The organism is Marivita sp. (genome assembly GCF_965656765.1).
Lineage (GTDB): Bacteria > Pseudomonadota > Alphaproteobacteria > Rhodobacterales > Rhodobacteraceae > Marivita.
In genome coordinates this window covers 1-20,933 of the sequence record NZ_CBFHLV010000045.1, presented here as the reverse complement: position 1 = coordinate 20,933, position 20,933 = coordinate 1, and the positions used below count along the sequence as shown (strand labels likewise).

Here is a 20,933-nt window from a genome sequence, read left to right as displayed (position 1 = left end):
CCAAACCTCGCAGATTCTTGCGCCACCGCGCCATGCCGCACGGCAGCGACGATTCCGCAGGTGCAAAATGCACTTGCAGAAACTTGCGCAATTTCATAACCCCACAGAGACGTAAAACGAAATATACTTACCAAGAGGCGCTATATGTCCTTTCGTATCCAGCCGACTCCGCCCGCCCGTCCGAACCGCTGCCAGCTTTTTGGCCCCGGGTCGCGCCCTGCGATCTTTGAAAAAATGGCGAAATCGGATGCAGATGTCATCAACCTTGATCTAGAAGACAGCGTCGCCCCAACCGACAAAGACAGCGCACGCGAAAACGTCATACAGGCAATCGGCGATATCGACTGGGGCACCAAGACACTCAGCGTCCGAATTAATGGCCTCGACACCCCCTATTGGTACCGCGATGTGGTGGATTTTCTGGAGCGCGCACCCGACCGTTTGGATCAGATCATGATCCCCAAAGTGGGCTGCGCGGGTGATCTGTACGCGGTCGATGCACTTGTCAGTGCCGTCGAAGCGGCCAAGGGCCGGTCCAAGCGGATCGCATTCGAGGTGATCATCGAATCTGCCGCTGGGATCGCCCATGTCGAAGAAATCGCCGCCGCCTCACCACGCCTCGAAGCGATGAGCCTTGGCGCCGCTGATTTCGCAGCCTCTATGGGGATGCAAACAACCGGCATTGGTGGGACGCAGGACAGCTATTACATGCTGCACGAAGGCCAAAAGCACTGGTCCGATCCCTGGCACTGGGCGCAGACCGCCATCGTGGCGGCCTGCCGCACCCATGGCGTGCTGCCCGTAGATGGCCCGTTCGGCGACTTCTCCGACGAAGAAGGGTTTCGCGCGCAAGCGCTGCGATCTGCGACGCTTGGCATGGTTGGGAAATGGGCGATCCACCCAAAACAGGTGGCCCTGTCCAACGAGGTTTTTACCCCGACCGAAGCTGCCTTGACCGAAGCCCGCGAGATTCTTGCCGCGATGGAAGACGCCAAAGCCAAAGGCGAAGGTGCTACAGTCTACAAAGGGCGCCTGGTCGACATTGCGTCGATCAAACAAGCCGAGGTGATTGTGCGCCAATCCGAGATGATTTCCACCAACTGATACATGCACAGCCGCATCACAAGCGGCCACTCTGCGTCGATACAAAAAGGCCTGCGTCTCCACGTGCAGGCCTTTTTTAAACCACTCCCCAGAATTTTATGGCGCGGCCCAAGAATCTTCGTACGAAGATTCTCACCAACGTCTTAAGACCGTGTGAAGATCAGTCTGGCCACTGCTTGCGCCCATGCACGCCAGTCTCGTCGAGCAGACCAAGGCGCTTGGCCTCATAGTAGTAACCGCGCGCGTACCACATCACCGCCTCAGCCTCATCTCCACCGGAAACAAGCCAGGCCCCCCGCAGATATCGCGTTGCATATTTCAGATTGGTCTCTGCATCCAAAAGGTCAGACGGGCGACCTCGAAATCCCATTGACCGGGCCGTGGCAGGCAAGATTTGCATCAGACCATAATACGGCCCGTTCCGCGCCTCGGGCCGATGGGTGCTTTCACGGATAACGACACGCTGTACCAAAGACACTGGCACTTCGTTTTCCGCGGCCGCATCAACAATCAGCGTTCGCAATTCCGGCGTTTCATTGGGGTAAAGGTTTCGCGTCGAAACGGTTGTTTCGGGGGCTGTTGTCGCACACCCAGCCAACGTCACCGAAAGGCTCAAAACCAAACTTAGCAAACGCACATATCTCATTCGCCAGCCTTGCGACGAACCCAGCCGCAAGGCAATCATGCATCTTTCGTGTCGGCAATGCTCCGCGCAGGGCTGGCCAACCTACCCACACCCCACATCAAGCGGCGTAGTATTCCTCGAACACCGGCGACGGCTGGCTGTTGCGCTCGGTCACCAGTTTCGGAACCGGCATGTAATACGCCCACGCCTCGGTGAGCAAAGCCAATGCCTCTTCCGGGGCAGTGCGGTTCGATTCGGTGTTTTGGTGCTGTGTCATGGGACGACTCCTGATTGTTGTCCCTCCCTTGACGCGCAATCTATGCCCTTCTGGTGCATGCACCAGAGCTGTCTTTACAGCCCTGCCATGCAGCAATGGCATTTCTTACGCTCGGTCATCTTTGGGTGACCCCATCACCACGTAAGATGTAATTGCATTGACCTGCGGCAGCACGCCCAAAACATCCGTGTGAAAATGCTTGTAGGCGGCCAGATCCGCCGCCTCGACTCGCAACAGATATTCGACCGACCCGGTGATGTTATGGCATTCCTTAACCTCAGGACTGCACGAAATCGCACGCTCAAACGCCTCTTGCGCAGCTTTGGTATGCTGGCTCAGTCCAACTGTGACATACGCGACAAACCCAATGCCGGTCTTTTCAGGGCTCAAAACCGCGCGATAGCCTGTGATGACGCCAGAGCGCTCCAAGGCACTGACCCTCCGCAGGCACGCCGATGGCGACAATCCGACCTGTTCGGCCAAAGCAAGGTTGCTGAGCCGCCCATCCCGGCCCAAGATGCGCAATATCTGGCGGTCGATGTGATCAAGTTCGGTCATTCATTGCACAGAATACTTGTAATGCCCGTATATTCGCAACAAAAAGGCACGAATTTCGTCACATATTGCAGCATATGACACCTGATCTTTTCCTCGCCCTTGCCGGATTTGCCCTTGTCACCGTGATCACACCGGGGCCAAACAACCTGATGCTGATGACCTCGGGGGCCAATTTTGGCTTCCGTCGCTCGATCCCCCACATGCTGGGCGTGGGTCTTGGCTTTCCCATGATGATCGTCCCGGTGGGTCTTGGCGTGATGCAGGTCTTTGATCTGTGGCCGATCTCATACACAATTCTCAAGGTCCTGTCGGTGCTCTACATGCTCTACCTTGCATGGCGTATCGCCAATGCCGCGCCTCCCGATGGCGCACCCAAAGCCGGCAGCAAACCGTTCACCTTCCTGCAGGCCGCTGCCTTTCAATGGGTCAACCCAAAGGCCTGGTCGATGGCGCTTGGCGCAATCACACTTTATGCCACAGGGCGCGATCTGACGGCGGTGCTCTGGGTCGCGTGCACCTATGTCGCCATGGGCTGCATCTCGACCACCAGCTGGACCGTACTTGGCCAACAGCTGCGCCGCATTCTAAACCGTCCCAACCGCCTGCGGCTGTTCAATTGGGCGATGGCCGCCTTGCTGGTAGCGTCTCTAGTCCCTGTGATCTGGACATGAACCACATCTGATTGCAAATCCTGCGTCGGACAGCCATATAAACCGCCAGCCGCAGGCAACAGGGCGATCTCTGACAATGACAAACTATCTCGATTTTGAAAAACCGCTGGCCGAGATCGAAGGCAAAGCCGAAGAACTCCGTGCGATGGCGCGCAAGAATGACGAGATGGACATCGAAGACGAGGCCCGCGCGCTTGATGCCAAGGCAGACGCTCTGCTCAAAGACCTGTACAAAAAACTGACTCCGTGGCGCAAATGTCAGATCGCCCGCCACCCCGAACGCCCGCATTGCAAAGATTATATCGAGGCGCTGTTTAGCGACTACACCCCCCTTGCCGGGGATCGGAATTTTGCCGACGATGACGCCGTTATGGGCGGCCTCGCCCGGTTCGACGACCAACCGGTCGTGGTGATCGGCCACGAAAAAGGCCATGACACCGAAAGCCGCCTCAAGCGCAATTTCGGGATGGCCCGGCCCGAAGGCTATCGCAAGGCCGTGCGCCTGATGGACCTGGCAGATCGGTTCCGCCTGCCCGTGATCACACTGGTCGACACCCCCGGTGCCTATCCCGGCAAAGGCGCCGAAGAACGCGGTCAATCCGAAGCGATTGCGCGCTCGACCGAGAAATGTCTGCAAATCGGAGTGCCCGTGATCTCCATCGTGATCGGCGAAGGCGGATCAGGTGGCGCTGTTGCCTTTGCCACCGCCAACCGCGTGGCGATGCTTGAACATTCAGTCTATTCCGTGATCTCACCCGAAGGCTGCGCGTCGATCCTCTGGAAAGACGCCGAGAAAATGCGCGAAGCTGCCGAAGCTCTGCGCCTGACAGCCCAAGACCTGCTGAACCTTGGCGTGGCCGATCAAATCATTGCCGAACCCTTGGGCGGCGCACATCGCGGCCGGGACCAAACCATTCAATCTGTTGGCGATGCGTTGCGCGCAATGCTCAAAGACCTGTCCAACATGAAGCCCAAGAAACTGGTCACCGACCGCCGCCGCAAGTTTCTCGACATCGGCAGCAAGGGCCTCGCTGCCTAAATGCGCGCCCTCATCCAACGCGTCTCCGAAGCCTCCGTCACCGTGGATGGTACCGTCTTGGGCGAGATCGGCTCAGGCCTCCTGATCCTTATCTGCGCCATGCAAGGAGACACCGAAGCACAAGCCGACAAACTGGCAGCGAAGATCGCGAAACTGCGCATCTTCAAGGACGACGACGGCCGCATGAACCGTTCAGTCACCGATATCGGCGGCGGCGCTCTTATCGTCAGTCAGTTCACCCTCGCCGCTGACACATCCCGCGGCAACCGGCCCGGGTTTTCAGCGGCGGCTGCACCGGACGAAGGAAACCGCCTCTACGATTACTTCGCAGATCAAGTCGCGGCACAAGGCATTCCCATTCAGAAGGGACAATTCGGCGCGGACATGAAAGTGGGGCTGCTGAATGATGGACCAGTGACAATCTGGATGGACACGGCCGACTGACCAACCGGATCGCGCGAGCATCACCCGCGCATTTGCATATTTGAAAAAAGAAGAAGCAGCAGGTCGCGCATCCGGCTTCACGGGCGATTAACCTTAACCGGGCATAAACGCATTACGGTACAGGCAGGCATGCCGATGACCGTAAAAGAAGAAGCCCCTCCCCCAAGGCCGACCAAGAGCCACGCTCGATCAGGGTGCTTTGGGTGGGGGGTGGACCACCTCGACTTGCTTCTTCTTTTTTCAAATATGCAAATACAACAGGTTATCGTGGCGGTACGTATTCTGCTTCGTCACATCCCCCTCACGCCCGAGCCGCAGGCGAGATTTGGGGCCATGACGGGCACAGCCCGGCATGACATTATGGTTCCCGCAGCGCCTCGCGGGATTTGTAGAGCGGTTTGAGCAGGTATTGCAGCACGGTTTTTTCGCCCGTGTGCAACTCCACACTTGCCTGCATGCCGGGGCGGATTTCCAAATGGCGTTGCCGGTCAGTCAGGGACGTTTTGTCGACACGTACCGTGACCTTGTAATGTGCAGGCGCTTCAGGGCGGCGTTCGTCCTTGAACGTATCGGCAGAGATCACATCGACCCGACCTTTGAGCGAGCCATAGATCGTAAAGTCATACGCCGACAGCTTGATCGTGGCTTCTTGGCCCGGACGGATGCCCGCGATGTTCTCGGGCGCGACCTTGGCTTCCACATACAGCTCTTCGCCCAGCGGAATGATTTGCAGAATCTCTTCACCGGGGCGCACCACGCCGCCGATGGTTGTCACACCCAGCTTGTTCACCACACCGTGCATTGGGCTGACGAGGACTGTCCGATTCAACTGGTCCTGCGAAGATCTCAAATTCTGACGCAATGTGGCCAGTTCTTTTAATGTCTCCGAATACTCCTGAGCGCGTTCCAGCTCGGTATGGGTGATGATCTCGTCCATCTTGATCTGCGCGTCAGCATGCGCCTTGCGTGCGCGGGTGACTTCGATCAATGCAACCACCTTCTTGTCGAGAAGATTCTCCATCAATTCCTTTTCCTGCGTCGCCTGATCCAGCACACGGCGCGCGCCATCATAGCGGGAATTGAAATCAAGCTGTCGCGCCGCCAAAAGCGCCTGTTCAGATGCAGCCATCTCTGGGCTACGCTCGCGCAACTCCCATGGCACGTCGAATTGGACCAGACCTGCCATCTCGGCTTCAATCCGCAAACGACGAATGTCCAGAGCCGTGATCTGATCTTCGAGATCATCCACCGACGACCGGAACTGCGTGCCGTGCAAGCGGGCCAAAACATCGCCGCGCATCACTTCGTCGCCTTCCTTGACCAGCAATTCAGCAAGAATCCCGCCTTCCAGATTCTGGATGATCTGCGGGCGTGAGGTCGAAATGAACTCACCTTCGGCGCGCACGATCTCGTCGATCCACGCATAGGCCGCCCAGACGAGGAACAGCCAGACCGCCGCCCCCGAGAGCCAGATGATGAGGGACGGTCCGCGCAGGCGTCGCCCAAGCTGTGCAGACAGATCGGTTGTGCTGACGGCCATCTCTTATGCCTCCTGTGCCGTGCGCAGGTGATTGAGCACCTGATCACGCGGCCCATCGACCACCAATCGGCCAGAGGCCAAAACACTTGTCCGATCGGCCAGTGCAAGGATCGGTACCCGGTGGGTGGCAACGATCGCCGTGCGGTCGGCCAACCATGTCTCAAGCCGCGAAATCAACGTCTTTTCCAGTGTCTGGTCCAGTGCTGCGGTGGGTTCATCCAGCAGGCACACATCAGGGTCTTGCAGCCAGAGCCGCGCCCAGCCGATGGATTGACGCTGACCCACCGACAGGCCCTCGCCGCCATCGCGAATGGGCAGGTCGAGCCCTTGCGGGTGACCTTTGACGAATTGTCCCAAACCGGCAAAGTCCAGCGCCTCAAACAGGCGGTCATCATCCCGTTCCATCATGTTGAGGTTGAGGTTGTCCCGCAGCGTGCCGTGGAACAGCCGCACGTCTTGCCCCAGATAGCCCAGCGACCGGCGGATATCGCGCATATCGATCTGGTTCATGTCGGTGCCGTCGATCAGGATCGATCCGGATGTGGGCGCGTAAAGCCCTGACAGCATCTTGAGCAACGTAGACTTCCCCGACCCGTTGGTGCCCAGAATGGCAAGGGTTTGACCGGGCTGAATCACGAGGTTCGGAATCTCGAGAACCGATGGGCTTTCAGCATCATAGCGGAACACCACTTCGCGCAGTTCAAACCGGCCTTCCAGCTTTTCACGACGCAGGTATTTGCGGTCTTCTGCTCGGTCTTGTGGCAGGTCGGCGATCCCGTCCAGCGCGTCCAGCGCCGCTTTGACGTTGCCCCAGCGCGCCATGATGCCCGACAACTGTGTCAACGGTGCCAGCGTGCGCGAGGTCAGGATGCCCACCGCGATGATCGACCCGACGGTGAATTCACCGGCAAAGACGAGGTAAGTCCCTGCGATCACGGCTCCGACATAGGTCGCCTGCTGGACGCCCTGGCTCCAGAAGGTCAACGCGGCGGCAAGACGGCGCTGTTCCGAGGATTTCAGCGATTGAACCGAGGTCAGTTCTTCCCACTGGCGGGCAAACCGATCTTCGGCACGCTGTGTCTTAATCGTGTCGAGCTCGGTCACAGCTTCGTTTAACAGGCGCGACTGCTTGGTTGACGCACCCTGCATTTCGCGGGTGATGCGGATCATCTTCTTTTGCAAAAAGAACCCCGGGATCACCATGAGCAGCGCACCGCCCACAAGCACCCAGACCACACTGCCCGCGATGGACCAGACCATGAGCAGGAACAATACGATGAACGGAATGTCCGCCAGTGCGCCGACAGTCCCTGCGGTAAAGAATTCCCGTACCGAACTGAACTCGCGCATCGACGCAAATAGCTGCGAGGGCGACCGCCCCGCCGCGTCAGATCGCATGCCCAACAGCCGGTTCAACAGCGTCTGCTGCACGCCGGTTTCGATCTGCCGGCCGGCACCGTCCAGCAATGTGGACCGTGCAACCTTGAGAAACGCCTCAAGCATAAGGGCCATTGCCGCGCCGATGGCAAGAACCCACAACGTGGCTGACGATTGGTGCGGGATCACGCGGTCATAGACCTGAAGCGAAAACAGCGCCACTGACACCGCCAGGATGTTGGCCACAAAAGACCCGACGGCCACTTCGCCAAACTGACGTGTATAGTTATGAAAGCTGCCCCAGAACCAGTGCGATTTCGCCCCGTCCGAGGTATGTGCGTCGACCAATGTCTGCACAGGTGCTTCGCCCCGGATCAGGGTACCGCTGTAGAAGGGCGCAAATTCGGCAACATCAACGCGCTCGACCTTGTCTTTCGCCGCGTCATCCCAGATCGATAGGGTCATCCGGTCTTGAGACAGAACCAGAACTGCCTGCCCGTTGGTCATCAGCGCAATCGCAGGCCAGTGGTCCGGCGTCGGGCGCGGTACGTGAAGCCCTTGCGCCAGCAACCCGGCAGCCTTGGCCCCGGCGATCAGCGCCTCTTCGCCCACCATGCCGCTTGAGTCCTGATGCAGGCTGATTGCCTCTGTGATGTCGCTCGCAACTGTGGTCAGGCCCAACCGGCCCGCATAAGTGCGGATCAGGTCGGTGCGGGCACGGACCCGGTCGGAATAGCGCGGTGCGCGTTTGGGTTCGTTCGCAGGCTTGATCCCCTGCGGCACCATCCGAAGAACAGCGTTTTTGGCGCGCCCAGACAGAAGAGTGATATTACTGACGCCGCTCAAATCTTTGCTCCATCCGCAAGAACGCCCAACCGCTTGGCTGCATCTAGCTCGGCGCGGGCGGCCTGAAATTTCAGGTCGAGTTGTTTCTCAAGCGACCGTAGGAAGGTCTCGTAGACGCTGACCACATCCATTACCTGACGCGTGCCCGCATCATATTGGCGTTGAAAAAGGTCGAGATTGGTTTTGGCCTGCGCCGTCAGCCCTTCGGCCTCGGCGGCCTGCCGTTTCAACGCGGCGATGCTGCGCTGGTCGGACTCGATGGCACGCTGCGAGATGTTCTGCGCCTCGGTGACTTTACGGTCCGCGGTAATCTTGGTGGCCTCGATAGCTTGTAGCGATGCGCCCGTGCCAATGCCCAGCATCTGTTCGGTGTTCACACTTAACGCCAGACCTTCGCCACCATTACGAATGCCGCCGCCTGCAGACAGGCCAGGCAGATGCGCCGCACGCGCGATTTTGGCTTGGGCCAATTGACGGTCGCGTTCCACCTTTGCCCGCAGCACGTCAAGCGAGGTGTTGGAGTGGGTTGTTCCCATCCCGCGCAATCCGCGCTGGTCGGACAAGGACACAGCTGACATCGCATTCAATTCAGCGACCGAACGCGCGGTCTTTTCGCGCGCTGCCGCATCCCGGGCGCGCAGATCGGCAAGTTTCTGTTTCAGCACATGAAGGTCGGAAAAGTCAGACACGCCCCCTTTGACGCGTTCGTTCATCACCCATTCGAACTGGCCCATATCCTTAAGGGCCTGCCCGTAAAGGTCTGCCGCCGCACGGCCCTCTTCGGCCTGAAGATACAGGACCAAACCGTCATAAACCCGGTCGTTGCTGCTTTCGGACAGCGCGACGGCTGCCAGTTCCACATCCGCCTTGGCCAGATCACGTTCGGCTTTCTTGCGACCGTTGTCGAACAACACCTGATTGATCACCAGATCCGCCACCAGATCACCCAGCGACGTCAGCGTGATACGCGGCGAAATCGTCGGCCACCAGTTCTTGGAGGCGGCTTGGGCGCGCAACTGCGCCACATGCAGTTCGGCTTCGGCCACACGCGCATCAGCGGCCAGAACCCCTGCCGCAACCTGTGCATAGGCGCTGCCTTGCGTCAAAACGCTTTGGCGCGTCGCTAGTTCTGCAATGATCGGAGAGACATCCTGCGTCGCGTCAGCGGCTGGTGCGGCTGTCTTGGTTTCGCCAGTACTTGGCGCACTCGTGTCCGGCTGGGCTTGCAGAAACCGTGACACGGTCCCGTCTCCCATATCCTGCATACATCCCGAAAGAGCCGTTATTGCAAGCACCGCCCCTGCTATGGCCCTTGTATTCTGCCTCATGTCGATTGAGCCCCCGCCTTTGGCTTTTTTTGTTTCGGGGCTCGGGCCGTTTCCGTGAACGGCCCGAACGATAAGAACCTCTTGCTTAGATTGTGACGTTGTTGATGTCGTCGTCGATCAGCACGGTGGCATCACCCAGATCATAGACGTCGTAGTTCTGACCGTCCTCGAACCGCGACCCAGTGCGCGTCGCACCAGAGATCCGGACGCCATCATCGGTGTTACCCAGCACTTTGACAGTGTTGTCTTCGCCGGTCATCGCAACAATCTGCGCTTCGGTGATGGTCAGCGTCGCCTCTTCGGTGAACTCCAGGTCAATTGCGTCGATCTCACGACCGCCAAGATTGCCCGCAAGCGTAACGTTGCTCTGGCTGGTGTTTGGATCATCAACCACAACATAGGTACCCGAGCTGTTGCCCGCGCCATCTGTTGCAGTGACCACAAGGTGCGACCCATCCGGAACCACGTTGTTGAAGCTATACGTGGTTTCGCCGGTAAAGTTATTGTCCTGTTCGTTGAAGGCAACGTTCTGTGTTCCAGAGGTGCCGACACGTTCGATCACAACATCATCGTTTGTATTCTCAAGAACGATCCCGCGCACCGCCTGGCTTTGGTCTCGAGTGATCGCCGTCATATCCGGTGCATCCGGGGCGACGTTGTCAACCGTCATTGTTTCAGTGATCGACTTGGTATTGCCCGCCGCATCCGTTGCCGCGATCTGGATCGAAACGCTTTCGCCATCGACCTCAGGGATCACGCTTGACGGCACGGCGACCGACCATGCGCCACCGGCGCTGACCTGCGCCTGCATCTGTTGACCCGCAATGGTGACAACCACAGTCGATCCCTGCTCAACCTGACCGTTAAGGGTAAACCCTTGCGCCGATTCAGCTTCGCCGACGACACCATCGGAACCACCCGGCTGGGTGGTCGAGGTAAGCGGAACAACTTCAGTGTCCACCTGGAAGGTCTTGGAGGTTGTCGCGGTGTTGCCCGCAGCGTCTTCGGTGCTGATCTGCGCGGTGGTCGTGTAGGTGCCATCAGGCAGATCAAGGGCCGAGAAGCTGGCCGTCCAGTTGCCTGCCGCATCAACATTGGCAGACCGGCTCACACCTTCGACCACCACGGTCACGGTTGCACCCGGTTCGGTCGATCCGCTCAGCGTCACGCCTTGGCCCTGCTCAGCATCATTCACGATGTTGTCCGCAGTCACTGGGTTCGCGCTGACTTGGAAGTTACGCACAAACGTGTCGACCATGACGCTGTCTGACCGCGTCAGTTCGTTGCCAGCCGCATCGACGGTGTATGCTGTGATCTGGGCTTCATATTCGCCGGGGCGGATTTCACCCGGCGCGTAGTTGGCACGCCAGACACCAAAGCTGTCGGTCTGTACCGTCTTGCTAACCCCATCAAGTGTCACATCGACCATCTGGAGCGGTGTCGATGTCCCAGTCAGGACCACGCCATCCGATGCTTCGAAACGACATCATCGGTCTCGACAGGTGTCGGGCTGATGGTCGGAAGGCCTGCATCAGTGTCAAAGATCACGCTGCGTGTCTCTACCGCAGTGTTGCCCGCAAGGTCGGTCGAGCTTGCGGTGAGGGTCGCTGTTTGCTCGCCTGCGGGTAGTTCGCCCGCTGCGAATGTCACTGTCCAGTTGCCGTTAACATCGACGCTCGCATCGCGCGAGACACCACCCAAGGTGACCAACACGCTTGCACCCGGCTCGGTTGTGCCAGTGACGGTCATACCCTGCGTCGCCTCTTCGGCGTTCACGATACCGTCCGCACCACCTGCCTGACTGGTGATATCGAAGTTCCGCACCCATGTATCAAGTTCGACCTGACCGGAGGTCGTGCTGATATTGCCTACCTCGTCAGTCGCTGTCGCGTTGATCGTCAGGTTCTGCTCACCGACCGGAATTTCGGTGGCGATAAAGGTCACGGACCAATTGCCCTGCGCATCGACAAAGGCCGTGCGGGTGTAGCCGTTCATTTCCACGACAACAGTCGACCCGGCATCGGTTGTGCCTGTGATCTCGACCCCGTCGGTACGTTCATCCGCGTTGATGATGCCGTCGGTTTCGATTGTCGCGGTGTTCACGGTCACACCAGAGACCGTGTCAATCTCGATCCCGTCATTGATGGTGGTCGAGTTGTTAAAGCTGTCCGTTGCGATAACCTGAATGTTTTCAATGTATTCACCACGCTCAAAAGTCGAACTGGTCAGCGTGACGCTCCAGTTGCCCTGCGCGTCCACGTCCGCAACATGACTTACGCCGCCTGCAATCAAGACCACGCTTGCGCCGATTTCTGTTGTCCCGGTGACAGTTGCACCGCCATCAAATTCGCTGTCAGTGATGATGTCGCCACTGGCGGTTGTGCCACTGGTGATCGCCACGGGGGGTGGCGTTGTATCGATGATCACATCCGGACCAACGAGAACGGTATCGCCATCGTCGCCTGTGATTGTCACATCAGCCGTATATTCACCGTCGGCGGGGAAATTCGGACCGTCAAAGATCACTTCCCATGTGCCGTCAGACCCGGTGGTCGTTGTTTCAGTCTTGTCACCCACCACCACGACGACTGTATCGCCTTCGTTGGCCGTACCGCTGACCAGAACGCTGCGGTCTTCGTCGGTCAGATCATCGCCACCGATGACATATTCGCCGTCATTCACGGTCGGAGTGCTCGGGCCACCGCTTTCGCCATTGTTGCCAACAAGCCCGCCACCGCCATTGCCGTCACCTTCGCCACCAAGCACCGCAGCGCCTGTTGCGACAGCAGCGCCACCAGCCAGCCAAGGCAGCATGCCGCCACCAGCCAAAAGCCCAGCGGCCAACATGGACACGCCACCTTCGTCTTCGGCAGCGACATAATCCGCAGCCACCACTTCGGCGCGATCAAAGAAGATGAGTGAATCGTCGGGGCTCCATTTGCCCCAAGCAGCGACGTCGCCATACTGCGCGAACAACGCCCCGCCATCACCTTGGGCAAAGGCAACCTCGCTCAGCACGCCATCGGTGCTGAGGAACAATCGGCTTGAACCGTCTGCTCCAAAGTAATCCTCCAGAACGATCACGCGCCCATCCGCCAAGAGGATTTGCAGATCGTTTCCGGCGCGGTCGTAGCTGCGCAGGTCCGTTCTGTGGAGATTAAGTGAGATTTCGCGATTTCCAGAGGCGTCGATCAGGTATCCCAGATCGTCAGCACCAACTACACCACGCTCGATCGCGCCCACAGGGGTACGCACAACGAAATTAATCGCATTCATAACAACACCGCTCTACCTCAAAACCGCCCGTTTTCGGGTTCGGCATATTTTTGCTCTATCTTTTGATAGATTAAAAACTGAGCTGTTCAAAGCATAGATTGTGGCGAAAGTTGGTTTTTTCTTCCGAGTCCACAGAGTGTTGCGCGAAAAGTACGCTCTGTTTGTGGTCAAAATTTGTCGATAACACTCTGTTTGGCCGCAGAAATTTGCGCGGCCAACCCCATGCGAACAGCCCAGGCACCGTCAGCAATGGAAACCTCAGGCACACCACCATTTCGCACCAAATCAAGGAACCGGGCGTGTTGGTAGAAGGTCGAACCGTTGTGATCTCCTGCATCAAGGATCGTCGGATCAACTGGAATATCCACAGCTTGCGGCACTTTCGGATGACGTGGGCTGACGATCACCTGCGGCACAGGTGGCGCGCCCAGATGCGTCGGCCAGAACCGCCCAGGCCCCGGCACAAAGGCTTCAATCTTGCCGTTCGGGCCAACCGCGCTGATCTCTTCCTGATAGCGTGACCCTTCGGCATACATACACAATTCCAGCATCGCCCGTGCGCCATTCGCGAAATCAACAATCACATAAGCGCTGTCCCAGATATCCGGAACTTCACCACCATATGTTTCGTCCAGATGGTTCACCTCTTGCCCAGCACTGGCGGTCACGCGCACCGGGTCAGAGCCAAGGATCAACCGCATCAAGTCAAAGAAATGGCAGCATTTCTCGACCAGTGTCCCGCCGGTGTTGCGATTAAACCGGTTCCAATCCCCGACCTTGTGCAAAAACGGAAAACGGTGTTCGCGGATGGTGAGCATCTTCACCCCACCCGTGGCGCGCTGCACCTCGTCAGCAAAGGTCTGAATCGGGGGCATATAGCGGTATTCCATCGCGACCCAGATCGGTGCCGGATAACGTTCCGCAATCGCCTCGACCCGTCCAAGATCAGCCGGATCGGTGAATAGCGGTTTTTCCATCAAAAGCGGCAATGGGTTCAGTTCGGCAATCCGCTCCAACGCATCGACATGGCAGTGGTTTGGGCTAACCACCAGCAAACAATCCAGATCATCGCGCGCCAGCAGATCTTCGATCGATCCGCACAGCTTGGCATTGGGTGCAATGGCCTTGGCCGCCGCCGCCATGATCTCGTCCGGCTCAAAGATCGCCGCCACCCGCGCGCCATCCAGAAGCGCGATATTGCGCAAGTGTTCCTGCCCCATCATGCCGCATCCGATGATGCCGTAGTTGATGATTTTCATGGTGATCCTTCAGGTCATATAGGCGCCAAAACGCGCCCTAAGTGATGCGCGCGACATAACGCGCGACATCCGTGTTAATCCAGTTCCAAGAGGCCTCCGCCGCCTCTCCATCCGGGCCATAGCTGACCCGCGTCGCCCGCACAGACAGTTGACCACCGGACAGGCCGAAAGCTGACGGCGCCCAATCCGGAACTGCCGCTAGGTCAAGCCGATCCACCGCCTTGGTAATCCAAAGACCCAACGACTCTCGGTAGTATAGATAAAGCGACTCTCGCAGCGCCTCATCGTCGATCTGATCGACGTAACTGCCATCCAGCCAGATTTCCTCAAGCACCGCTGGAATGCCGTTCAACCGCCGCAACCGACGAATCCTGTGCCCCTGATCCGATGCACCAAAACGCGGCAAGCTGTCAGGCTTGCCCAAGCGATCCACCGACAAAAGCTCTGCCGTCGGCAACCCACCACCTTCGATCAGTTCGACCCGGAAAAACGCATAAACCGACTGTGTATCTTCTTGCGCGCAGACATAATTGCCCGACCCCTGCACGCGCTCCAACAGGCCAAGCGCGGTCAATTCATCCAGTGACTTGCGCAATGTACCAACAGAAATCCCAAGCGCCGCCGCCATGTCACGTTCGGGCGGCAGGCGTTCACCATCGACCAACCGCCCAGCCTGAATATCCCGGATCAGCAATTCGCTGATCTGGACGTATTTGGGCAATGCGTGGGTATCGGACATTTCTGGCCCCAAAAATTGATACACTATTGATCTACATTTTTGACGATGCTACGCAAGAGGAAATGATGCCTTCCGGAGACACCTTATGACCATCGTGCCGATAACCTCCCCCGACCTCGACGCGGTCGAGGTCTCGTGGTTCGCGGCGCTGTGTTCGGACGACTATGAATTTTTGGGGGTGCCGGACGGCAAATTGCGGTCCAGCTTTGCACATTGCTCCGGCATCGTGAAAGAGGCCGAGGCACAAGGTTTTCGGAACATCCTGTGCCCTTCGTCTTATCAGGTCGGACAAGACACGCTGTCCTTTGTCGCCGGATGTGCGCCGATCACCGACAAGATCAATATGCTCGCCGCGGTGCGCTGCGGCGAGATGCAACCAATCATGCTCGCGCGGACAATTGCCACGCTGGACCATATGCTCGAAGGGCGGCTGACGGTGAACGTCATCAGCAGCGACTTTCCCGGCGAAAAAGAAGACAGCGCGCTGCGTTACCAGCGGTCTCGCGAAGTTGTCGAGATCCTTAAACAGGCGTGGACGCAAGGCGAGATCACGTACAAAGGCGAGGTCTACAATTTCGAAGGCCTGACAACAGACCCTGCCAAGCCTTACCAAACCGGTGGTCCGCTGCTCTACTTCGGCGGCTATTCTCCCGCTGCGCTAGAACTGTGCGGTCAGCATTGCGACGTCTACCTGATGTGGCCCGAACCCAAAGACGCGTTGGCCCAGCGGATGAAAGACGTGAACGCCGTCGCCGAGCGTTACAACCGCACGCTGGATTATGGCCTGCGCGTGCACGTGATCGTCCGCGACACCGAGGCAGAAGCCCGCGAATACGCGCAGCACATCGTCAGCCAACTGGACGACGATCAGGGCCAGACGATCCGCGAGCGCGCACTGGACGCCACGTCGCTGGGTGTGTCGCATCAAGCCAAGAACCGCGAACTTGCCGACATGGAAGGCTTTGTGGAACCGCATCTCTGGACAGGTGTCGGTCGCGCACGATCAGGCTGTGGGGCGGCATTGGTCGGATCCACAGATCAGGTGTTGTCCGAACTCGAACAATACCAAAAAATGGGCATCCGCGCCTTTATACTGTCGGGCTATCCGCATGTGGACGAATGCCGTCACTTCGGCAGCCGCGTGTTGCCACAGATGAAGACCGTACAACTGAACGAAGCTTATAGGCGCGTGCCGAACGGCACCCCTGCAACCCCTCTTGGAAATGGAGTCCGTCGCTAATGGATCGCGTCAAGCTGAACGATGCCCTTGAACTAAGCCGTCTTGTTTATGGCATGTGGCGCTTGGGCGACGATGCCGACACCAGCGTGGATCACATCCGCAACAAAATCAGTGCCTGCCTGGATCAGGGCATCACCACGATGGATCAGGCCGATATCTATGGTGGTTATGAGGCCGAAGAGATCATGGGCTCCGCGCTCACTTCCGAACTGCGCAACCAGATCGAGATCGTGACCAAATGCGATATCGTGGCCCCGGTGGGCCGCTATTCCGATGCAAAGGTTAAGTATTACGATACGTCCCGCGCGCACATCATGTCGTCTGTCGATCATTCGCTGCGGCTGATGAAGATCGACCACATTGACCTGCTGCTGATCCACCGCCCGGATCCGCTGATGGACGCCTGCGAAACCGGCGCCGCGCTTGATGATCTGGTGAGCTCTGGAAAGGTCCGCGCGGTTGGCGTGTCGAACTTCCGTCCCTGGGATTGGGAACTTCTGCAGGCGTCGATGAAGACTGAACTGGTCACAAACCAGATCGAGATCAGCCTGCTGCATCATGAACCACTGACCAACGGTGACATCGCCTTTCACCAGAAAAACGGCCAGCCCCTGATGGCGTGGTCTCCGCTTGGGGGTGGCGCTCTCTTTGACACCAAACTGTCGGGCCTGCATGGCGCATTGCAAAAGATCGCAACCGACCAGAACGTCGATATCGCGGCTGTTGCCGTGGCCTGGCTCTTGGCGCACCCGTCCCGCATTCTACCTGTCCTCGGCACCAACAATCTGGACCGCATCGCCCGCATCGGCGATGCTGCGCAGATACAGATCGACCGGGAGACATGGTTTGACCTCTACACCCACGCCCTTGGCCATGAAGTGGCCTGAGACAGACGATGAACGCTTTGACGCATAGCTTTGACCCGACACAGGACAATGCCCGCGATTTCCGCAATGCGCTTGGCCGTTTTGGCACCGGTGTTACGGTCATCACCTGCGACACCGGCGACGGCCCCTTGGGCATTACCGCCAACAGCTTTGCCAGCGTGTCGCTCGACCCGCCTTTAGTGCTGTGGTCGCCGGCAAAATCATCAAGCCGCTATCCGTTCTTCATGGCAGCGGACCATTTTGCGATCCATGTGGTCGGTGCCGAACAGGCCGCGCTGTGCACCGCATTTGCGCGCGACGGCAACCCGTTCGATCAGTTCGATTGGGAAATCGGCGATCACAATGTGCCGCTTCTGAACAACTGTCTAAGCCGGTTCGAATGTACCAAGGTGGCAGAGCATGACGGCGGCGACCATTCCATCGTCGTGGCACGGGTTCGGCAAGTGACGACACAGGACGGAGATCCGCTTTTGTTTTACAGCGGTCGCTACGGAGGCTTTACTGAACCGACATAAACCGCCCCGATAACACAACAAAAGGGGCCACCGGCGAGGAGGCCGGTGAGGGATAGGGAGGAGGCCAGTCATGGCCATTTTGCTTTGGCTCTTGAAGCCATTGGAAGCTGTGCTCGACATCGTCCTGCGCTTTGGTCGCTTGGTCGCGATCTTTGCCATCGGCCTGATGGTGTGCGCCATCCTTCTGCAAGTGTTCTTTCGGTATATCTTGGGCAACGCCCTGCCGTGGCCAGAAGAGCTGGCCATTTTCCTCATGCTCTGGATGACAGCCGCCATTGCACCCTCGGCCTATCGGCGCGGTGGATTTGTGGCGCTGGAAATCCTGACTGGCGCTTTACCCAAGCGCGGCGCGGCGGTGCTGGCGCTGGTGCTGCTCGTGATCTCTGGAATGGTGCTTTATATCGGCGCGCAGATGGGTTTGGGCGAGATGACAAGCCTTGCGGGCAAATTCAAAAGTGCCTCGCTGAAATATCCCACAGCAGACGGTTGGGAAAAGATGCCGAATTCTTGGCAGATCGCATCGCTGGTCACCGGGCTTTGGTTACTTCTGGTCGTGAATGTCGAATTGATCCTGCGCAATCTCATCACTCTGCTGGGCGGTGAAGATAAACTGCGTTCCCCTCTCGATGCCGAATTGACGGTGGAGTAAGCGCATGCTGGTCTGGTTCCTTCCTCTTTTTCTGCTGTTCCTGATGATCGGATTGCCGGTCTTCTTCGGCATGCTCGCCGCGCCCGGCATCCTGCTCTGGCTCAATGGCCAGGAACGCGACCTGATCCTGCTGTACCGCAATGTTTATAACGGCATGGCGTCCTTTCCGCTCATGGCGATTCCGTTCTTTATGCTGGCCGGAGAGTTGATGAACCGGGGCGGCATCACGATGCGCCTCGTGGAATTCAGCCAAGCGATGATGGGCCATTTCAGGGGTGGTCTGGCGCATGTGAACGTGCTGTCCTCGATGCTGTTCGCCGGACTATCCGGCTCTGCCGTGGCTGACACGTCCGCGCTGGGTTCAATGCTGATCCCTGCGATGGAGAAAGAAGGATACAGTCGCAAATTCGCGGCTGCCATCACTGCTGCCAGCTCCGTTATCGGGCCGATCATCCCGCCCTCAGGCATCATGATCATCTACGCCTACGTGATGGGCGAAAGCGTAGCGGCGCTGTTCCTTGCGGGCATCGTGCCCGGCATCCTTGTGGGCGTCGGCCTCATGGTCATGGTCAAGCTGCAAGCGGATAAATACGACTTCCCAGCCTCGCGCAGTAAGGCAAGCTGGGGCGAACGGGGCAATGCATCGCTCAAGGCGTTCTTTCCATTGCTCACGCCCGTGATCATCCTTGGTGGCATCCTCGCTGGTGTCTTCACCCCGACCGAGGCTGCGGCCGTCGCCGTGGCCTATGCAATCATCATTGGGATGTTCGTTCTCAATACACTCAAGATCAAAGACCTGCCGGATGTGTTCATGCGGGCCGCCATGACATCGGCCACGGTGCTTCTCTTGGTTGGGGCAGCGATGGCATTCAAGACGGTGGTGTCGCTATCGCACACACCAGAAATTCTTGCCGAGTTCGTTTTAGGGCTAAGCGAGAACCCGTTGATCCTGCTGTTCCTGATCAACCTGCTGCTGTTTGTCGTGGGCATGTTTCTTGACGCCGGTCCCGCGATCATCATTCTGGGTCCGATCCTCGGGCCGATCTTTGTCGATCTTGGTGTCGATCCCATTCACTTTGCGATCATCATGTCGGTGAACCTGACCGTCGGTCTGGCCACACCGCCAATGGGTCTCGTGCTGTTTGTCGCCTCAAGCGTGTCCGGCGAACGGGTCGAGACGATTTCCAAGGCGATCCTGCCATTCCTTGCGGTAGAGATCGTGGTGATTTTCCTCATCACCTTCATCCCCGAAATATCCATGACCATTCCGCGCCTCACAGGGTTTGCGGACTGACATCTGCGGGTCACAGGACCCGTGTAACCGACCAAGAGAAAGCAACAGGGAGAACACTCATGCTCAAAGGTCTTACCACAGCGGCGCTGACAGCCGCATTGCTCGCCGGGAGCGCGATCACTGCAGCGGCGCAGGATTTCACCATTCGCGCGACCGCCAACTCGAACGAGAACGACGAAGACTACGACGGTCTTGTGGTGTTCAAGAACCACGTTGAAAATGCCTCGAATGGGCGCATCGCGGTTGAGCTGTTCATCGGCACGCAGCTGTGCTCCGGCGGTGCGGAATGCCTTCAGGGTGTCTCTGACGGGTCCATTGATGTGTTTGTGACCACCTCGGGCGGTGCCGCTGGCATCTTCCCCTACGTGCAAGTCCTCGACCTGCCTTACCTGATGTCGGACGACCGCGTGGCAGAGCATGTTCTGTCGGGCGACTTCACCCGCACCATGCGCGACATGGCGCTGGAAGATAGCGGCGACACGATCCGCATCATGACCATCGGCAACACCGGCGGCTGGCGCAACTTTGCCAACACACAGCGCCGGGTGCAGATGCCATCCGACCTTGAAGGCCTCAAGATCCGTACAGTGGTCGCCGACCTGCCGCAGGAAGTGGTGAAAGCGCTTGGCGCGGCCCCGACACCGATCAGCTGGCCAGAGCTGTTCACCTCGTTCCAGACAGGTGTTGTTGACGGATCGAAGAACGGCATCACCGACATCATGGGCATGAAGTTCCCCGATGCGGGTCTGCAGTATGTCACACTCGACGGTCACGCCTACATGGGTGCGATCTGGGTGATGAACAACGAAAAATTCCTTGGCATGCCCGAAGACATGCGCCGCGTTGTGGTTGACGGTTTCTCTGCGCTCCAGCAGGCGACGTTTGCGTCACCCAAGCGCAAGTCGATCCAGGCGTATCAGGACTTTGTCGCAGGTGGCGGTGATCTTTACGTGCCGACACCGGATGAGAAAGCAGCCTTCCGCGATGCCGCGGCGCCGGTCTTTGAATGGTTCCAGGAAAACGTCGATGGTGGTCCGGCAATCTACGAAGCCCTGACCACAGCGGTTGCCGAAGCCGAAGCCGAACTGGCCGCGGAATACGAAGCTGACCTGAACTGATCTGCATCGACATGCAGCATCGGGCCTCGGAGGACACTCCGGGGCCTTTCTTGTTGGATGTCCCGAACGGTTCCCCATCCGGCGTGTCTAGAAAAGAAGCGGCGCCGCCCTTATGGGCCTGACGGTTCTCTCAAATCCGCGATTCAA

The 20,933-nt window shown here is 58.3% G+C and carries 20 protein-coding genes; 10 read left to right on the top strand and 10 right to left on the bottom strand.

Going from position 1 to position 20,933, the window contains the following annotated elements:
- Positions 1 to 144 precede the first annotated feature (144 nt).
- On the top strand, positions 145 to 1,104 hold the full coding sequence (locus ACTG4M_RS12255; protein WP_439123949.1) for an L-malyl-CoA/beta-methylmalyl-CoA lyase: 960 nt from the start codon (positions 145 to 147) through the stop codon (positions 1,102 to 1,104).
- 160 nt (positions 1,105 to 1,264) lie between these two features.
- Here the strand turns inward: ACTG4M_RS12255 and ACTG4M_RS12250 are convergent, their stop codons facing one another.
- From ACTG4M_RS12250 to ACTG4M_RS12240, 3 genes are all read right to left on the bottom strand, one after another.
- A complete protein-coding gene (locus tag ACTG4M_RS12250) occupies positions 1,265 to 1,750 on the bottom strand; it encodes a transglycosylase SLT domain-containing protein (RefSeq protein WP_439123948.1) in 486 nt (161 codons plus the stop codon).
- A 97-nt stretch (positions 1,751 to 1,847) separates the two neighbouring features.
- Positions 1,848 to 2,006: a hypothetical protein gene (locus ACTG4M_RS12245; RefSeq protein WP_439123947.1), complete on the bottom strand. Its 159-nt coding sequence runs from the start codon at positions 2,004 to 2,006 to the stop codon at positions 1,848 to 1,850.
- 105 nt (positions 2,007 to 2,111) lie between these two features.
- The gene (locus ACTG4M_RS12240) at positions 2,112 to 2,564 is read right to left on the bottom strand and encodes an Lrp/AsnC family transcriptional regulator (protein ID WP_439123946.1); all 453 of its coding nucleotides are present in this window, start codon (positions 2,562 to 2,564) and stop codon (positions 2,112 to 2,114) included.
- Positions 2,565 to 2,638: 74 nt separating this feature from the next.
- Between ACTG4M_RS12240 and ACTG4M_RS12235 the strand changes: the two genes are divergently transcribed.
- The 3 genes from ACTG4M_RS12235 (at position 2,639) to dtd (ending at position 4,718) form a co-directional block, all read left to right on the top strand.
- Entirely contained in the window at positions 2,639 to 3,235 is a 597-nt protein-coding gene (locus tag ACTG4M_RS12235; RefSeq protein ID WP_439123945.1) for a LysE family translocator, read from the top strand.
- 76 nt (positions 3,236 to 3,311) lie between these two features.
- Positions 3,312 to 4,274, top strand: a complete 963-nt coding sequence (locus ACTG4M_RS12230; protein WP_439123944.1) for an acetyl-CoA carboxylase carboxyltransferase subunit alpha — start codon at positions 3,312 to 3,314, stop codon at positions 4,272 to 4,274.
- A complete protein-coding gene (dtd, locus tag ACTG4M_RS12225; protein WP_439123943.1) occupies positions 4,275 to 4,718 on the top strand; it encodes a D-aminoacyl-tRNA deacylase in 444 nt (147 codons plus the stop codon).
- Between the two features lie 358 nt (positions 4,719 to 5,076).
- On the opposite strand, the gene ACTG4M_RS12220 is transcribed toward dtd, so the two are convergent.
- From ACTG4M_RS12220 to ACTG4M_RS12190, 7 genes are all read right to left on the bottom strand, one after another.
- On the bottom strand, positions 5,077 to 6,258 hold the full coding sequence (locus ACTG4M_RS12220; protein WP_439123942.1) for an HlyD family efflux transporter periplasmic adaptor subunit: 1,182 nt from the start codon (positions 6,256 to 6,258) through the stop codon (positions 5,077 to 5,079).
- Between the two features lie 3 nt (positions 6,259 to 6,261).
- Positions 6,262 to 8,421 carry a type I secretion system permease/ATPase gene (locus ACTG4M_RS12215; RefSeq protein WP_439123955.1) on the bottom strand — a complete coding sequence of 720 codons (2,160 nt, stop codon included), beginning with the start codon at positions 8,419 to 8,421 and terminating at the stop codon, positions 6,262 to 6,264.
- A gap of 56 nt (positions 8,422 to 8,477) precedes the next feature.
- The gene (locus ACTG4M_RS12210) at positions 8,478 to 9,737 is read right to left on the bottom strand and encodes a TolC family protein (protein WP_439123941.1); all 1,260 of its coding nucleotides are present in this window, start codon (positions 9,735 to 9,737) and stop codon (positions 8,478 to 8,480) included.
- 157 nt (positions 9,738 to 9,894) lie between these two features.
- A complete protein-coding gene (locus ACTG4M_RS12205; protein ID WP_439123940.1) occupies positions 9,895 to 11,271 on the bottom strand; it encodes an Ig-like domain repeat protein in 1,377 nt (458 codons plus the stop codon).
- A complete protein-coding gene (locus ACTG4M_RS12200) occupies positions 11,262 to 13,085 on the bottom strand; it encodes an Ig-like domain-containing protein (RefSeq protein WP_439123939.1) in 1,824 nt (607 codons plus the stop codon). Before ACTG4M_RS12200 ends, ACTG4M_RS12205 begins: the two co-directional genes overlap by 10 nt.
- A gap of 167 nt (positions 13,086 to 13,252) precedes the next feature.
- Entirely contained in the window at positions 13,253 to 14,344 is a 1,092-nt protein-coding gene (locus tag ACTG4M_RS12195; protein WP_439123938.1) for a Gfo/Idh/MocA family protein, read from the bottom strand.
- A 37-nt stretch (positions 14,345 to 14,381) separates the two neighbouring features.
- Positions 14,382 to 15,083 (bottom strand): GntR family transcriptional regulator, encoded by a 702-nt coding sequence (locus tag ACTG4M_RS12190; RefSeq protein WP_439123937.1) that lies wholly within the window; start codon positions 15,081 to 15,083, stop codon positions 14,382 to 14,384.
- Between the two features lie 85 nt (positions 15,084 to 15,168).
- Between ACTG4M_RS12190 and ACTG4M_RS12185 the strand changes: the two genes are divergently transcribed.
- The 6 genes from ACTG4M_RS12185 (at position 15,169) to ACTG4M_RS12160 (ending at position 20,786) form a co-directional block, all read left to right on the top strand.
- Positions 15,169 to 16,323 carry an LLM class flavin-dependent oxidoreductase gene (locus ACTG4M_RS12185; RefSeq protein WP_439123936.1) on the top strand — a complete coding sequence of 385 codons (1,155 nt, stop codon included), beginning with the start codon at positions 15,169 to 15,171 and terminating at the stop codon, positions 16,321 to 16,323.
- Positions 16,323 to 17,210: an aldo/keto reductase gene (locus ACTG4M_RS12180; RefSeq protein WP_439123935.1), complete on the top strand. Its 888-nt coding sequence runs from the start codon at positions 16,323 to 16,325 to the stop codon at positions 17,208 to 17,210. The genes ACTG4M_RS12185 and ACTG4M_RS12180 overlap by 1 nt, the downstream gene beginning before the upstream one ends.
- Before the next feature lie 8 nt (positions 17,211 to 17,218).
- A complete protein-coding gene (locus ACTG4M_RS12175) occupies positions 17,219 to 17,725 on the top strand; it encodes a flavin reductase family protein (RefSeq protein ID WP_439123934.1) in 507 nt (168 codons plus the stop codon).
- 70 nt (positions 17,726 to 17,795) lie between these two features.
- Positions 17,796 to 18,374, top strand: a complete 579-nt coding sequence (locus tag ACTG4M_RS12170) for a TRAP transporter small permease (protein WP_439123933.1) — start codon at positions 17,796 to 17,798, stop codon at positions 18,372 to 18,374.
- Between the two features lie 4 nt (positions 18,375 to 18,378).
- A complete protein-coding gene (locus ACTG4M_RS12165) occupies positions 18,379 to 19,668 on the top strand; it encodes a TRAP transporter large permease (RefSeq protein ID WP_439123932.1) in 1,290 nt (429 codons plus the stop codon).
- A gap of 59 nt (positions 19,669 to 19,727) precedes the next feature.
- Positions 19,728 to 20,786, top strand: a complete 1,059-nt coding sequence (locus ACTG4M_RS12160) for a TRAP transporter substrate-binding protein (protein ID WP_439123931.1) — start codon at positions 19,728 to 19,730, stop codon at positions 20,784 to 20,786.
- The last annotated feature ends 147 nt before the right edge of the window (positions 20,787 to 20,933 follow it).

Coding starts and splice junctions, on each gene's coding strand:
- ACTG4M_RS12250 (WP_439123948.1), bottom strand. CDS start 1,750: ATGAGATATGTGCGTTTGCTAAGTTTGGTTTTGAGCCTTTCGGTGACG.
- ACTG4M_RS12165 (WP_439123932.1), top strand. CDS start 18,379: ATGCTGGTCTGGTTCCTTCCTCTTTTTCTGCTGTTCCTGATGATCGGA.
- dtd (WP_439123943.1), top strand. CDS start 4,275: ATGCGCGCCCTCATCCAACGCGTCTCCGAAGCCTCCGTCACCGTGGAT.
- ACTG4M_RS12240 (WP_439123946.1), bottom strand. CDS start 2,564: ATGACCGAACTTGATCACATCGACCGCCAGATATTGCGCATCTTGGGC.
- ACTG4M_RS12180 (WP_439123935.1), top strand. CDS start 16,323: ATGGATCGCGTCAAGCTGAACGATGCCCTTGAACTAAGCCGTCTTGTT.
- ACTG4M_RS12210 (WP_439123941.1), bottom strand. CDS start 9,737: ATGGGAGACGGGACCGTGTCACGGTTTCTGCAAGCCCAGCCGGACACG.
- ACTG4M_RS12220 (WP_439123942.1), bottom strand. CDS start 6,258: ATGGCCGTCAGCACAACCGATCTGTCTGCACAGCTTGGGCGACGCCTG.
- ACTG4M_RS12185 (WP_439123936.1), top strand. CDS start 15,169: ATGACCATCGTGCCGATAACCTCCCCCGACCTCGACGCGGTCGAGGTC.
- ACTG4M_RS12190 (WP_439123937.1), bottom strand. CDS start 15,083: ATGTCCGATACCCACGCATTGCCCAAATACGTCCAGATCAGCGAATTG.
- ACTG4M_RS12255 (WP_439123949.1), top strand. CDS start 145: ATGTCCTTTCGTATCCAGCCGACTCCGCCCGCCCGTCCGAACCGCTGC.
- ACTG4M_RS12175 (WP_439123934.1), top strand. CDS start 17,219: ATGAACGCTTTGACGCATAGCTTTGACCCGACACAGGACAATGCCCGC.
- ACTG4M_RS12200 (WP_439123939.1), bottom strand. CDS start 13,085: ATGAATGCGATTAATTTCGTTGTGCGTACCCCTGTGGGCGCGATCGAG.
- ACTG4M_RS12170 (WP_439123933.1), top strand. CDS start 17,796: ATGGCCATTTTGCTTTGGCTCTTGAAGCCATTGGAAGCTGTGCTCGAC.
- ACTG4M_RS12235 (WP_439123945.1), top strand. CDS start 2,639: ATGACACCTGATCTTTTCCTCGCCCTTGCCGGATTTGCCCTTGTCACC.
- ACTG4M_RS12230 (WP_439123944.1), top strand. CDS start 3,312: ATGACAAACTATCTCGATTTTGAAAAACCGCTGGCCGAGATCGAAGGC.
- ACTG4M_RS12245 (WP_439123947.1), bottom strand. CDS start 2,006: ATGACACAGCACCAAAACACCGAATCGAACCGCACTGCCCCGGAAGAG.
- ACTG4M_RS12160 (WP_439123931.1), top strand. CDS start 19,728: ATGCTCAAAGGTCTTACCACAGCGGCGCTGACAGCCGCATTGCTCGCC.
- ACTG4M_RS12215 (WP_439123955.1), bottom strand. CDS start 8,421: ATGGTGCCGCAGGGGATCAAGCCTGCGAACGAACCCAAACGCGCACCG.
- ACTG4M_RS12195 (WP_439123938.1), bottom strand. CDS start 14,344: ATGAAAATCATCAACTACGGCATCATCGGATGCGGCATGATGGGGCAG.